Here is a 12,568-nt window from a genome sequence, read left to right as displayed (position 1 = left end):
GGCCCGATGCCGCAGACGCGCGAGCACATCCTGCTGGCCCGTCAGGTTGGCGTGCCTTACATCATCGTGTTCCTGAACAAGTGCGACATGGTGGACGACGCCGAGCTGCTCGAGCTGGTGGAAATGGAAGTGCGCGAGCTTCTCTCGAAGTACGACTTCCCGGGCGACGACACGCCGATCATCAAGGGTTCGGCCAAGCTGGCGCTGGAAGGCGACAAGGGCGAGCTGGGCGAAGTGGCGATCATGAACCTGGCCGACGCCCTGGACACGTACATCCCGACGCCGGAGCGCGCGGTTGACGGTACGTTCCTGATGCCGGTGGAAGACGTGTTCTCGATCTCGGGCCGCGGTACCGTGGTGACGGGTCGTATCGAGCGCGGCGTGGTGAAGGTCGGTGAGGAAATCGAAATCGTGGGTATCCGCCCGACGGTGAAGACGACCTGCACGGGCGTGGAAATGTTCCGCAAGCTGCTGGACCAAGGTCAAGCTGGCGATAACGTGGGCCTGCTGCTGCGCGGCACGAAGCGCGAAGACGTGGAGCGCGGCCAAGTGCTGTGCAAGCCGGGTTCGATCAAGCCGCACACGCACTTCACGGGTGAGGTCTACATCCTGTCGAAGGATGAAGGCGGTCGTCACACGCCGTTCTTCAACAACTACCGTCCGCAGTTCTACTTCCGTACGACCGACGTGACCGGCTCGATCGAGCTGCCGGCGGACAAGGAAATGGTCATGCCGGGCGACAACGTGTCGATCACGGTCAAGCTGATCGCCCCGATCGCCATGGAAGAAGGTCTGCGCTTCGCTATCCGTGAAGGCGGCCGTACCGTCGGCGCCGGCGTCGTGGCAAAGATCCTCGACTAAGCAATTGTTCCTGGGACATGTCCTCGGGCATGTCCCCTTTTATCTGGGCGCACGCGCTCATCGCTCTTTCAAGGAAATATCATGCAGAACCAGAAGATCCGTATCCGCCTGAAGGCTTTCGACTATCGCCTGATCGACCAGTCGGCAGCCGAAATCGTGGATACCGCCAAGCGCACGGGCGCGATCGTCAAGGGCCCGGTGCCCCTGCCGACCCGCATCCAGCGTTTTGACATCCTGCGTTCGCCGCACGTCAACAAGACCAGCCGCGATCAGTTCGAGATCCGCACCCACCAGCGCCTGATGGACATCGTCGACCCGACGGACAAGACCGTCGACGCGCTGATGAAGCTGGACCTGCCGGCCGGCGTGGACGTCGAGATCAAGGTGTAAGCTTGCCTGACCCGGGCCGGTCCTCCGGCCCGCTGCAGCACAGAACGGCGGACGCAAGTTCGCCGTTTTTGCTTCCGGGCAACACGTGTTCTGCCCGGATGGCGCCTGCATCGGCCCGCAACGTGCCGAAATTTACCGGGAAGTGCGGAAATCGTCCCCTTCCCGGCAAAAAAGGGCCAGCACCCTCAAGAAAAGGCGCCGTGCATGTTGCCCTTTCCAAACTACTGCGATATAGTGTAAGGCTACCCGTTTATCCGGGTAGTGGGGACCGTTTTGGTCGTGCGCAATCCTTTTCGCGCAACCCGCACATCGCACAGTTTTCGTGTATCAATCAGCCCCGGCCAATCGCAGCTGGGAATGGAGCAAACCATGAGCCTTGGCCTTGTAGGTCGCAAGGTTGGCATGACCCGTATTTTCACGGACGACGGTGATTCGATTCCCGTTACCGTGGTCGAGGTCGGCGACAACCGCGTGACGCAAATCAAGACGGACGAGACCGACGGTTATACCGCCGTTCAAGTCACCTTCGGCAGCCGCCGCGCAAGCCGCGTTACCAAGCCGCTGGCGGGTCACCTCGCCAAAGCCGGCGTGGAAGCCGGTGAAGTCATCAAAGAATTCCGCATCGATGCAGCCAAGGCTGCCGAGCTGCAAGCTGGCAGCTCGCTCTCCGTCGACCTGTTCCAGGTTGGCCAGAAGATCGACGTGCAGGGCGTGAGCATCGGTAAGGGCTACGCCGGTACCATCAAGCGCTATCACTTCGCATCGGGTCGTGCCTCCCACGGTAACTCGCGTTCGCACAACGTGCCGGGTTCCATCGGTATGGCGCAGGATCCGGGCCGTGTGTTCCCCGGCAAGCGCATGACCGGTCACCTGGGTGATGTCACCCGCACCGTCCAGAACCTGGAAATCGCCAAGATCGACGCAGAGCGCAAGCTGCTGCTGGTCAAGGGCGCCATTCCTGGCTCCAAGGGCGGCAAGGTCGTCGTTACCCCGGCCGTCAAGGCCAAAGCCAAAGCTTAAGGAGCGCATGTAATGGAACTCAAGCTCCTCCAGGACAACGGCCAGATCGGCGCCGGCGTTGCCGCGTCGCCTGAAGTGTTCGGCCGTGACTACAACGAAGCCCTCGTTCACCAGATCGTCGTCGCTTACCAGGCCAACGCGCGTAGCGGTAACCGTAAGCAGAAGGATCGTGAAGAGGTCAAGCACACGACCAAGAAGCCGTGGCGCCAGAAGGGTACGGGCCGTGCTCGTGCCGGTATGTCTTCCTCGCCGCTGTGGCGCGGGGGTGGTCGTATCTTCCCGAATTCGCCGGAAGAGAACTTCACCCAGAAGGTCAACAAGAAGATGTTCCGTGCCGGTATGCGCTCGATTTACTCGCAGCTCGCACGTGAAGGTCGTATCAACGTGGTGGACGGTTTCACTGTCGACGCGCCCAAGACCAAGCTCTTGGCCGACAAGTTCAAGGCCATGGGCCTGGACTCGGTGCTGATCATCACCGACAGCCTCGACGAGAACCTCTACCTGGCTTCGCGCAATCTGCCCCACGTGGCAGTCGTGGAGCCGCGCCAGGCTGACCCGCTGTCGCTCGTGCACTACAAGAAGGTGCTCGTGACCAAGGCCGCCGTCGCGCAGATCGAGGAGTTGCTGAAATGACGCAAGTAGCCAAGAACGATCATCGTTTGATGCAGGTGCTGCTCGCGCCGGTGGTTTCCGAAAAGGCAACCCTGGTCGCCGACAAGAATGAACAGGTCGTGTTCGAAGTGGCTCGCGATGCCAACAAGGCAGAAGTGCGCGCAGCCGTCGAACTGCTGTTCAAGGTCGAGGTGCAGTCCGTTCAGATCCTGAACCAGAAGGGCAAGCAAAAGCGCTTTGGCCGCTTCATGGGCCGTCGCAACCACGTAAAGAAAGCTTACGTGTCGCTGAAGCCGGGTCAGGAAATCAATTTTGAAGCGGAGGCCAAGTAATCATGGCACTCGTCAAGACCAAGCCGACTTCCCCGGGCCGCCGCTCGATGGTGAAGGTCGTGAACAACGACCTGCACAAGGGCGCCCCGCACGCTCCGCTGCTGGAAAAGCAATTCCAGAAGTCGGGCCGTAACAACAATGGTCATATCACCACCCGCCACAAGGGCGGTGGTCATAAGCACCACTATCGCGTGGTCGACTTCAAGCGCAACGACAAGGACGGCATCCCCGCCAAGGTCGAGCGCCTGGAATACGATCCGAACCGTAGCGCCAACATCGCGCTCGTGCTGTTCGCCGACGGCGAGCGCCGGTACATCATCGCCACGAAGGGCATGGTGGCTGGCCAGCCGCTGATGAACGGCTCGGAAGCGCCGATCAAGGCCGGTAACAACCTGCCGATCCGCAACATCCCGGTCGGTACCACGATCAACAACGTGGAAATGCTGCCTGGGAAGGGTGCGCAAATCGCCCGCGCTGCTGGTGGTTCCGCTGTGCTGCTGGCCCGCGAAGGCGTGTACGCCCAGGTGCGTCTGCGCTCCGGCGAAGTGCGTCGCGTGCACATCGAGTGCCGCGCCACCGTTGGTGAAGTGGGTAACGAAGAGCACAGCCTGCGCGTCATCGGCAAGGCCGGTGCGACGCGTTGGCGCGGTATTCGCCCGACCGTCCGCGGCGTGGTGATGAACCCGGTGGATCACCCGCACGGTGGTGGTGAAGGCAAGACCGCCGCTGGTCGCGATCCGGTTTCGCCGTGGGGTACCCCGGCCAAGGGTTACCGTACCCGCAGCAACAAGCGCACTGCCAGCATGATCGTGCAGAAGCGCCACAAGCGTTAATCGGTAGGTAGGAGCCTAGAACATGACACGTTCCGCAAAAAAGGGTCCGTTCTGTGACGCCCACCTGCTGAAGAAGGTGGAAACGGCTGCAGGCGGCAAGGATAAGAAACCCATCAAGACTTGGTCGCGTCGCTCGACCATTCTGCCGGAGTTCATTGGCCTGACGATCGCCGTTCACAACGGCCGTCAACACGTGCCGGTGTACGTTACGGAAAACATGGTTGGCCACAAGCTCGGCGAATTTGCGCTCACGCGCACGTTCAAGGGCCACGCGGCTGACAAGAAAGCCAAGAGGTAAGGTGCCATCATGGAAGTGAAAGCGATTCATCGCGGTGCCCGTATCTCCGCCCAGAAGACGCGTCTGGTTGCTGACCAGATCCGCGGTCTGCCGATCGAGCGTGCGCTCAACGTCCTGACGTTCAGCCCGAAAAAGGCTGCCGGGATCGTGAAGAAGGTGGTCGAATCGGCCATCGCCAACGCCGAGCATAACGAAGGCGCCGACATCGACGAACTGAAGGTCAAATCGATCTTCGTCGACAAGGCAACCTCGCTCAAGCGCTTCACGGCACGGGCAAAGGGCCGCGGCAACCGCATCGAGAAACAAACCTGTCACATCACTGTGACACTCGGCAACTAAGGAGTCACGATGGGACAGAAGATTCATCCGACTGGCTTCCGTCTGGCCGTCAGCCGTAACTGGGCTTCGCGTTGGTACGCCAACAACACGAAGTTCGCCGGCATGCTGAAAGAAGACATCGAAGTTCGCGAGTTCCTGAAGAAGAAGCTCAAGAACGCATCGGTTGGCCGCGTCGTGATCGAGCGTCCTGCCCGCAATGCCCGTCTCACCATTTATAGCTCGCGTCCGGGCGTGGTGATTGGCAAGAAGGGTGAGGACATCGAACTGCTCAAGGCCGAGCTGCAACGCCGCATGGGTGTGCCCGTGCACGTGAACATCGAGGAAATCCGCAAGCCGGAAACCGATGCGCAGCTGATCGCCGACTCGATCACCCAGCAGCTCGAGCGCCGTATCATGTTCCGCCGCGCCATGAAGCGCGCGATGCAGAACGCGATGCGCCTCGGTGCCCAGGGTATCAAGATCATGAGCTCGGGTCGTCTGAACGGTATCGAAATCGCACGTACCGAATGGTACCGTGAAGGTCGTGTGCCCCTGCACACCCTGCGCGCCGACATCGACTACGGCTTCTCCGAAGCCGAAACCACCTACGGCATCATCGGTGTCAAGGTGTGGGTCTACAAGGGCGACTACCTGGGCCGCAATGACGCGCCTGTGGTGGAAGAGCCTCAAGAAGACCGTCGTCGTCGCCCGGGTCGTCCGGAAGGCCGTCGCCGTGAAGGCGAAGGTGGCCGTCCGGGTGGCAACCGCCGCGGTGGTGCAGGTGCTGGCGCTGGTCGCCGCGCTGCGCCTGGCGATGCGAAGAGTGGAGAATAAGAATGCTGCAACCGAAGCGTAGGAAGTATCGCAAGGAGCAGAAAGGCCGCAACACGGGTAAGGCTACCCGTGGCAACGCCGTGTCTTTCGGCGAATTCGGCCTGAAGGCAATGGGCCGTGGTCGTCTGACCGCGCGCCAGATCGAGTCGGCCCGTCGTGCGATGACCCGTCACATCAAGCGTGGCGGCCGCATCTGGATCCGGATTTTCCCGGATAAGCCGATCTCGAAGAAGCCCGCCGAAGTCCGTATGGGTAACGGTAAGGGCAATCCGGAATACTACGTGGCTGAAATTCAGCCGGGCAAGATGCTGTACGAAATGGATGGCGTGAGCGAAGAGCTGGCACGTGAGGCGTTCCGCCTCGCGGCCGCCAAGCTGCCGATCGCCACGAATTTCGTGGTGCGTCAGGTCGGGACGTAAGGAGAGCAGGGATGAAAGCATCCGAACTTCGCGGCAAGGACGCCGCAGGGCTGAACCAGGAGCTCTCCGAGCTTCTGAAGGCCCAATTTAGCCTGCGCATGCAAAAGGCCACCCAACAGCTGCAGAACACCAGCCAGCTGAAGAAGGTGCGCAAGGACATCGCGCGTGTGCAAACCGTGCTGAGCGAAAAGGCAGACGCGAAATGACTGAAGCTGCAAAGACTGAAACGTCGCTTCGCCGGACTCTCGTAGGCCGTGTCGTTAGCGACAAGATGGACAAGACCGTTACGGTCCTGATCGAAAACCGCGTCAAGCATCCTCTGTACGGCAAGTACGTGCTGCGTTCGAAGAAGTACCACGCACACGACGAAGCCAACCAGTACAAGGAAGGCGACAAGGTCGAGATCCAGGAATCGCGTCCGCTGTCGCGGACCAAGTCCTGGGTGGTTTCCCGGCTGGTAGAAGCTGCGCGCGTCATCTAAGAACAACAGTTCTTCGCTGACTTGCAAGTCCAGGGTTATGTTGCTATAATCCTGGACTTCCGCTTTGTAGCGTTCGTCGAAGCTTCACCAACACGGCGTACCTCCGAAGCGAGCCAAGGCCTGGTGGTCCTGGAGTTGTCCGGGCTGCCTGGTGACTACCGACTTCCAAGTTGATCAACCCAAGCGGTACTGGCGCAAAGCCGGGGCCGACGGGACCAAGACTGACCGGCGGACTTCCATCTTGAGAAATCCGGCGGATTAAGTTGGGAAGATAACACCATGATTCAGACAGAAAGCCGGCTCGAAGTGGCCGATAACACTGGTGCGCGCGAAGTGCTGTGCATCAAAGTGCTGGGTGGGTCCAAGCGCCGCTATGCGAGCGTGGGCGACATCATCAAGGTGACCGTCAAGGACGCAGCGCCGCGCGGTCGCGTAAAGAAGGGCGATATCTACAACGCCGTCGTTGTACGTACCGCCAAGGGCGTGCGCCGTGCAGACGGTTCGCTCGTCAAGTTCGACAGCAATGCCGCTGTCCTGCTGAACACCAAGCTCGAGCCGATCGGCACCCGTATTTTCGGGCCGGTGACTCGTGAACTCCGTACCGAGCGCTTCATGAAGATCGTGTCGCTCGCACCGGAAGTGCTGTAAGGAGCCGCCATGAACAAGATTCGTAAAGGCGACGAAGTCATCGTCCTGACCGGCAAAGACAAGGGCAAGCGCGGTACCGTGCAAGCCATGCTCGGCGACAAGGTCGTTGTGGAAGGTGTGAACGTTGCCAAGAAGCACGCTCGCCCGAACCCGATGCTGGGCACCACCGGTGGTGTGGTCGACAAGGTCATGCCGCTGCATATTTCCAACGTTGCGCTCGTGGATGCCAATGGCAAGCCGTCGCGCGTCGGCATCAAGGTTGAAGAGGGTAAGCGCGTGCGCTTCCTGAAGTCGACCGGCGCCGTCGTGGCCGCTTGATTCTGGGCACAGATAGGAGTTGAGCATGGCAGCACGTCTGCAAGAGTTTTACAAAGAGAAGGTTGTGCCGGCGCTCATGGAGCAGTTCGGTTACAAGTCGGTCATGGAAGTGCCGCGTATCACCAAGATCACCCTGAACATGGGTCTTGGCGAAGCCATCAATGACAAGAAGGTCATTGAACTGGCCGTGGGCGACCTGACCAAGATCGCTGGTCAGAAGCCGGTTGTGACGAAGGCCAAGAAGGCCATCGCCGGTTTCAAGATCCGCCAGGGCTACCCCATCGGTGCGATGGTGACCCTGCGTGGCGAGCGCATGTTCGAATTTCTCGATCGTTTCGTGACCGTGGCCCTGCCGCGCGTGCGTGACTTCCGTGGTGTGTCGGGTCGTTCGTTTGACGGCCGTGGCAACTACAACATCGGTGTGAAAGAGCAGATCATTTTCCCCGAAATCGAGTACGACAAGATCGACGCACTGCGTGGTCTGAACATCAGCATCACGACGACGGCAAAGAACGACGAGGAAGCCAAGGCTCTCCTGAACGCGTTCAAGTTCCCGTTCCGCAATTAAGGGGTTACCGTGGCTAAACTGGCTCTGATTGAACGTGAGAAGAAGCGCGCCAAGCTGGTGGCGAAGTACGCCGCCAAGCGCGCAAACCTCAAGGCCATTATTGACGACCAAGAAAAGTCGGAAGAAGAGCGTTATCTGGCGCGTCTGGAGCTGCAACAGCTCCCGCGCAACGCGAATCCGACCCGCCAGCGTAATCGCTGCGCGATCACCGGTCGTCCCCGCGGTACCTTCCGCAAGTTTGGCCTGGCGCGTAACAAGATCCGCGAAATCGCCTTCAAGGGCGAAATTCCGGGTCTGACGAAAGCCAGCTGGTAATTACGCACAGGCTACAGGAGAAACAGTATGAGCATGAGCGATCCTATCGCCGATATGCTGACGCGCATCCGCAACGCCCAAGGCGTGCAGAAGGCGTCGGTGGTCATGCCCTCGTCGAAGCTGAAAGCGGCGATCGCCAAGGTCCTGAAGGACGAAGGCTACATCGACGACTTCGCAGTGCAGGAAGAAGGCGGCAAGGCACAACTGAGCATCGGTCTGAAGTACTATGCCGGCCGTCCGGTCATCGAGCGCATTGAGCGCGTCTCGAAGCCCGGCCTGCGCGTGTACAAGGGCCGTAGCGAGATCCCCCAGGTGATGAACGGCCTCGGTGTTGCGATCATCTCGACCCCCCAGGGTCTGATGACCGACCGCAAGGCACGTGCCACCGGCGTGGGCGGCGAAGTTCTCTGCTACGTCGCTTAAGGAGCAAACATGTCCCGTGTAGGTAAGGCTCCCATCTCGCTGCCGAAAGGCGCGGAAGTGAATGTGGCGGCTGGCGTGCTCTCCGTGAAGGGCCCGCTCGGTACGCTGTCCCAGCCGATTCACAACCTGGTCAAGGTCAGTGTCGAGAATGACACGCTGACTTTCGCGCCGGTTGACGAATCGCGTGAAGCAAACGCCCTGCAAGGCACCATGCGCGCCCTGGCGGCAAACATGGTCAAGGGCGTGACCACTGGTTTCGAGCGTAAGCTGAACCTCGTTGGCGTGGGCTATCGTGCCCAGCTGCAAGGCGCTGCGCTGAAGCTCCAGCTTGGTTTCTCGCATGACGTGATCCATGAGATGCCGGAAGGCGTGAAGGCGGAAACGCCGACGCAGACCGAGATCATCATCAAGGGTGCGGACAAGCAGAAAGTCGGTCAGGTTGCCGCTGAAGTTCGCGCGTACCGTCCGCCTGAGCCCTACAAGGGCAAGGGTGTTCGCTACGCTGACGAGCGCGTCATCCTGAAAGAAACCAAGAAGAAGTAAGGGGTGCAATGATGAACAAGAAAGACGCTCGTTTGCGCCGTGCACGTCAGACCCGCGCCAAAATCGCGGAACTGAAAGTCAATCGTCTGACCGTGTTCCGTACGAATTCGCACATTTACGCTCAGGTGTACTCGCCGTGCGGCACGCAAGTGCTGGCATCGGCCTCGACCGCCGAAGCAGAAGTGCGCAAGGAACTGACCGGCAGCGGCGCGACTGTTGCCGCCGCCACCGTGGTTGGCAAGCGCGTGGCCGAGAAGGCCCGTGCAGCCGGCGTGGAAACCGTCGCGTTCGATCGTGGTGGCTTCCGCTTCCACGGCCGCGTGAAGGCCCTGGCTGACGCTGCGCGCGAAGCCGGCCTCAAGTTCTAAGCGCACAAAGAGAGATACGTCATGGCAAAGATGCAAGCAAAAGTCCAGCAGGACGAACGCGACGACGGCCTCCGCGAGAAGATGATCTCGGTCAACCGTGTCACCAAGGTGGTGAAGGGTGGCCGGATTCTCGGTTTCGCTGCGCTGACCGTGGTCGGTGACGGCGATGGCCGCATCGGCATGGGCAAGGGCAAGGCCAAGGAAGTTCCGGTGGCCGTGCAGAAGGCAATGGACGAAGCCCGTCGCAAGATGGTGAAGGTTTCGCTCAAGAACGGCACGCTGCAACACGAAGTCATCGGCAAGCACGGCGCTGCCAAGGTGCTGATGATGCCCGCCAAGGAAGGTACCGGCGTGATCGCCGGCGGCCCGATGCGCGCAATCTTCGAAGTGATGGGCGTGACGAACGTGGTGACCAAGTCGCACGGTTCGACGAACCCGTACAACATGGTTCGCGCCACCATCGATGGTCTGCAAAAGATGAGCACGCCGGCGGAAATCGCTGCCAAGCGCGGCAAGTCGGTTGAAGACATCCTCGGCTAAGGTGAACGAAATGTCGCAACAAACCGTAAAAGTGCAACTCGTGCGCAGCCTGATCGGCACGCGCGAGGATCACCGCGCCACCGTTCGTGGCCTGGGCCTGCGCCGCATCAACTCGGTGTCGGAGCTGCAGGACACGCCCGCCGTGCGCGGCATGATCAACAAGGTCTCGTACCTGGTGAAGGTTCTGGCCTGATCCCGCGGACTTGGAGAGCAACATGCAATTGAATAACCTGAAGCCGGCCGACGGTTCGAAGCACGCCAAGCGTCGCGTCGGCCGTGGTATCGGTTCCGGCCTGGGCAAGACCGCCGGTCGTGGTCACAAGGGTCAGAAGTCGCGTTCGGGCGGCTTCCACAAGGTGGGTTTCGAAGGCGGCCAGATGCCGCTGTATCGTCGCCTGCCGAAGCGTGGTTTTACCTCGCTGACCAAGGCGTTCAACGCCGAGGTGACCCTGCGTGACATCGAACGCCTGGAAGCTGCTGAAGTGGACCTGCTGGTCCTGAAGCAAGCTGGCCTGGTGGGCGACCTGGTCAAGAACGCCAAGGTCATCAAGGCTGGCGAACTGACCCGCAAGGTAACGATCAAGGGTCTGGGCGCCACCGCTGGTGCCAAGGCCGCGATCGAAGCCGCTGGCGGCCAGATCGCTGAGTAATTCTGCAGCAGTATTCGCAGCATAGGCGAAGTCACAGTCGGAGCATCGTTTGGCCACGGCGAAACCCAATGCAAGCGCGCAGGCTAGGAACACGGCGAAGTACGGCGATTTGAAGCGTCGGCTGATGTTCCTGGTGCTGGCCCTGATCGTCTACCGCATCGGTGCACATATTCCGGTGCCGGGAATCGATCCGGAACAGCTCGCGAAGCTTTTCCAGAGTCAGTCGGGTGGCATCCTCGGGATGTTCAACCTGTTCTCGGGCGGTGCGCTGTCGCGCTTTACCGTCTTCGCGCTCGGCATCATGCCGTACATCTCGGCGTCGATCATCATGCAATTGCTGACGATCGTGCTGCCGCAGCTGGAGACGCTGAAGAAGGAAGGGCAGGCAGGGCAACGCAAGATCACGCAGTACACGCGTTACGGCACGGTGGTTCTGGCCACGTTCCAGGCGCTGTCGATTGCGGTCGCGTTGGAGTCGCAGCCGGGTCTGGTCATCGATCCGGGCCTGATGTTCCGGGCGACGGCGGTGATCACGCTGGTGACCGGTACGATGTTCCTGATGTGGCTGGGTGAGCAAATCACCGAGCGTGGTCTGGGCAACGGCATCTCGATCATCATCTTCGGCGGTATCGCGGCGGGCCTGCCCAACGCGATCGGCGGACTGTTCGAACTGGTCCGCACGGGGTCCATGAGCGCGTTCGCAGCGATTGTCATCGTAGCGATCGTGGTCGGTGTGACCTTCGCCGTGGTGTTTGTCGAGCGGGGTCAGCGCAAGATCCTGGTGAACTATGCCAAGCGTCAGGTCGGCAACAAGGTGTACGGCGGTCAGTCGTCGCACCTGCCGCTGAAGCTGAACATGGCAGGGGTGATTCCGCCGATCTTCGCCTCGTCGATCATCCTGTTCCCGGCGACGATCGCGGGCTGGTTTACGTCCGAGTCGACGGGCGCGGTGGGACGGTTCATCAAGGACCTGGCCGCTACGCTGTCGCCGGGCCAGCCGGTCTACATCCTGCTGTACGCTGCTGCAATTGTTTTCTTCTGCTTCTTCTATACGGCTCTGGTGTACAACAGCCGGGAAGTTGCGGATAACCTGAAGAAAAGCGGTGCCTTCATTCCGGGCATCCGTCCGGGCGAGCAAACGACGCGCTATATCGACAAGATCCTGGTGCGCCTGACGCTGGCTGGTGCGATTTACATCACACTGGTCTGCCTGTTGCCGGAATTCCTGGTGCTGCGCTGGAACGTTCCGTTCTATTTCGGCGGAACCTCGCTGCTGATCATCGTGGTCGTCACGATGGACTTCATGGCCCAGGTTCAGTCCTATGTCATGTCGCAGCAGTATGAGTCGCTGCTGAAGAAGGCGAATTTCAAGGGTAATCTGACCTTGCGTTGATGCCGGGTCGGAACAGGCTCTAGGTATGGCAAAAGACGACGTCATCCAGATGCAAGGGGAGGTCCTGGAAAATCTCCCCAACGCGACGTTCCGCGTCAAGTTGGAGAACGGCCACGTAGTACTCGGGCATATCTCGGGCAAGATGCGAATGAACTACATCCGGATACTTCCGGGTGACAAGGTGACAGTCGAGCTGACCCCATATGATCTGTCACGCGCACGCATCGTCTTCCGGACGAAGTGAAGCGAACAGGAATTGAAGGAAAGAGGAAAATCATGAAAGTGCTGGCTTCTGTGAAGCGCATTTGCCGTAACTGCAAAATTATCAAGCGCAACGGTGTCGTGCGCGTGATCTGCTCGTCGGATCCCCGCCACAAGCAACGCCAAGGCTAATCGGAAAGAGG

Annotated in this window: 25 protein-coding genes; all 25 read left to right on the top strand. The window is 60.3% G+C overall.

All coding sequences use genetic code 11. From position 1 onward, the window contains the following. On the top strand, positions 1 to 861 hold an 861-nt coding region (locus BM115_RS22535; protein ID WP_092299514.1), incomplete at its 5' end, for an elongation factor Tu. An 81-nt stretch (positions 862 to 942) separates the two neighbouring features. Next, positions 943 to 1,251: a 30S ribosomal protein S10 gene (gene rpsJ, locus BM115_RS22530; RefSeq protein WP_006160488.1), complete on the top strand. Its 309-nt coding sequence runs from the start codon at positions 943 to 945 to the stop codon at positions 1,249 to 1,251. Between the two features lie 369 nt (positions 1,252 to 1,620). Beyond that, positions 1,621 to 2,271, top strand: a complete 651-nt coding sequence (gene rplC, locus BM115_RS22525; protein WP_092299452.1) for a 50S ribosomal protein L3 — start codon at positions 1,621 to 1,623, stop codon at positions 2,269 to 2,271. Positions 2,272 to 2,283: 12 nt separating this feature from the next. Continuing rightward, a complete protein-coding gene (gene rplD, locus BM115_RS22520; protein WP_092299449.1) occupies positions 2,284 to 2,904 on the top strand; it encodes a 50S ribosomal protein L4 in 621 nt (206 codons plus the stop codon). Next, positions 2,901 to 3,215 (top strand): 50S ribosomal protein L23, encoded by a 315-nt coding sequence (rplW, locus tag BM115_RS22515; RefSeq protein WP_092299446.1) that lies wholly within the window; start codon positions 2,901 to 2,903, stop codon positions 3,213 to 3,215. Before rplD ends, rplW begins: the two co-directional genes overlap by 4 nt. 2 nt (positions 3,216 to 3,217) lie before the next feature. Continuing rightward, positions 3,218 to 4,048: a 50S ribosomal protein L2 gene (gene rplB / locus BM115_RS22510; protein ID WP_092299443.1), complete on the top strand. Its 831-nt coding sequence runs from the start codon at positions 3,218 to 3,220 to the stop codon at positions 4,046 to 4,048. A gap of 22 nt (positions 4,049 to 4,070) precedes the next feature. Beyond that, positions 4,071 to 4,346 carry a 30S ribosomal protein S19 gene (rpsS, locus tag BM115_RS22505; RefSeq protein WP_092299440.1) on the top strand — a complete coding sequence of 92 codons (276 nt, stop codon included), beginning with the start codon at positions 4,071 to 4,073 and terminating at the stop codon, positions 4,344 to 4,346. Positions 4,347 to 4,355: 9 nt separating this feature from the next. Continuing rightward, a complete protein-coding gene (gene rplV / locus BM115_RS22500; protein WP_010812393.1) occupies positions 4,356 to 4,685 on the top strand; it encodes a 50S ribosomal protein L22 in 330 nt (109 codons plus the stop codon). 9 nt (positions 4,686 to 4,694) lie between these two features. Continuing rightward, entirely contained in the window at positions 4,695 to 5,498 is an 804-nt protein-coding gene (rpsC, locus tag BM115_RS22495) for a 30S ribosomal protein S3 (RefSeq protein WP_092299437.1), read from the top strand. A gap of 2 nt (positions 5,499 to 5,500) precedes the next feature. Next, positions 5,501 to 5,917, top strand: coding sequence for a 50S ribosomal protein L16 (rplP, locus tag BM115_RS22490; RefSeq protein ID WP_006576240.1), 417 nt, complete (start codon positions 5,501 to 5,503; stop codon positions 5,915 to 5,917). A gap of 11 nt (positions 5,918 to 5,928) precedes the next feature. Continuing rightward, the gene (gene rpmC / locus BM115_RS22485) at positions 5,929 to 6,123 is read left to right on the top strand and encodes a 50S ribosomal protein L29 (RefSeq protein WP_092299434.1); all 195 of its coding nucleotides are present in this window, start codon (positions 5,929 to 5,931) and stop codon (positions 6,121 to 6,123) included. Then, positions 6,120 to 6,398, top strand: a complete 279-nt coding sequence (gene rpsQ / locus BM115_RS22480) for a 30S ribosomal protein S17 (RefSeq protein ID WP_092299431.1) — start codon at positions 6,120 to 6,122, stop codon at positions 6,396 to 6,398. The genes rpmC and rpsQ overlap by 4 nt, the downstream gene beginning before the upstream one ends. 279 nt (positions 6,399 to 6,677) lie before the next feature. Beyond that, on the top strand, positions 6,678 to 7,046 hold the full coding sequence (gene rplN, locus BM115_RS22475) for a 50S ribosomal protein L14 (RefSeq protein ID WP_017225233.1): 369 nt from the start codon (positions 6,678 to 6,680) through the stop codon (positions 7,044 to 7,046). 9 nt (positions 7,047 to 7,055) lie between these two features. Further along, positions 7,056 to 7,364, top strand: coding sequence for a 50S ribosomal protein L24 (gene rplX, locus BM115_RS22470; RefSeq protein WP_092299428.1), 309 nt, complete (start codon positions 7,056 to 7,058; stop codon positions 7,362 to 7,364). Positions 7,365 to 7,389: 25 nt separating this feature from the next. Continuing rightward, entirely contained in the window at positions 7,390 to 7,932 is a 543-nt protein-coding gene (rplE, locus tag BM115_RS22465) for a 50S ribosomal protein L5 (protein ID WP_092299425.1), read from the top strand. 9 nt (positions 7,933 to 7,941) lie between these two features. Then, positions 7,942 to 8,247: a 30S ribosomal protein S14 gene (rpsN, locus tag BM115_RS22460; protein ID WP_092141234.1), complete on the top strand. Its 306-nt coding sequence runs from the start codon at positions 7,942 to 7,944 to the stop codon at positions 8,245 to 8,247. A gap of 27 nt (positions 8,248 to 8,274) precedes the next feature. Continuing rightward, positions 8,275 to 8,670, top strand: coding sequence for a 30S ribosomal protein S8 (gene rpsH, locus BM115_RS22455; RefSeq protein ID WP_092141231.1), 396 nt, complete (start codon positions 8,275 to 8,277; stop codon positions 8,668 to 8,670). Positions 8,671 to 8,679: 9 nt separating this feature from the next. Further along, the gene (rplF, locus tag BM115_RS22450; protein WP_092299420.1) at positions 8,680 to 9,213 is read left to right on the top strand and encodes a 50S ribosomal protein L6; all 534 of its coding nucleotides are present in this window, start codon (positions 8,680 to 8,682) and stop codon (positions 9,211 to 9,213) included. An 11-nt stretch (positions 9,214 to 9,224) separates the two neighbouring features. Then, positions 9,225 to 9,581: a 50S ribosomal protein L18 gene (gene rplR, locus BM115_RS22445; protein WP_092299512.1), complete on the top strand. Its 357-nt coding sequence runs from the start codon at positions 9,225 to 9,227 to the stop codon at positions 9,579 to 9,581. 21 nt (positions 9,582 to 9,602) lie between these two features. Then, positions 9,603 to 10,121, top strand: a complete 519-nt coding sequence (rpsE, locus tag BM115_RS22440; RefSeq protein ID WP_092299417.1) for a 30S ribosomal protein S5 — start codon at positions 9,603 to 9,605, stop codon at positions 10,119 to 10,121. A 10-nt stretch (positions 10,122 to 10,131) separates the two neighbouring features. Then, complete coding sequence (gene rpmD, locus BM115_RS22435; protein WP_006160440.1) at positions 10,132 to 10,314, top strand: 50S ribosomal protein L30; 183 nt, start codon at positions 10,132 to 10,134, stop codon at positions 10,312 to 10,314. A gap of 22 nt (positions 10,315 to 10,336) precedes the next feature. Continuing rightward, positions 10,337 to 10,771 (top strand): 50S ribosomal protein L15, encoded by a 435-nt coding sequence (gene rplO, locus BM115_RS22430; protein WP_092299411.1) that lies wholly within the window; start codon positions 10,337 to 10,339, stop codon positions 10,769 to 10,771. 49 nt (positions 10,772 to 10,820) lie between these two features. Then, positions 10,821 to 12,164, top strand: coding sequence for a preprotein translocase subunit SecY (gene secY / locus BM115_RS22425; protein ID WP_092299408.1), 1,344 nt, complete (start codon positions 10,821 to 10,823; stop codon positions 12,162 to 12,164). Positions 12,165 to 12,189: 25 nt separating this feature from the next. Further along, complete coding sequence (infA, locus tag BM115_RS22420; RefSeq protein ID WP_010812378.1) at positions 12,190 to 12,408, top strand: translation initiation factor IF-1; 219 nt, start codon at positions 12,190 to 12,192, stop codon at positions 12,406 to 12,408. Positions 12,409 to 12,440: 32 nt separating this feature from the next. Continuing rightward, positions 12,441 to 12,557 carry a 50S ribosomal protein L36 gene (gene rpmJ / locus BM115_RS22415; RefSeq protein ID WP_008642959.1) on the top strand — a complete coding sequence of 39 codons (117 nt, stop codon included), beginning with the start codon at positions 12,441 to 12,443 and terminating at the stop codon, positions 12,555 to 12,557. The last annotated feature ends 11 nt before the right edge of the window (positions 12,558 to 12,568 follow it).

Origin of the sequence: Cupriavidus sp. OV096, from assembly GCF_900115455.1 — a bacterium.
Classification (GTDB): domain Bacteria; phylum Pseudomonadota; class Gammaproteobacteria; order Burkholderiales; family Burkholderiaceae; genus Cupriavidus.
This window is presented reverse-complemented; position numbering and strand designations above follow the sequence as displayed.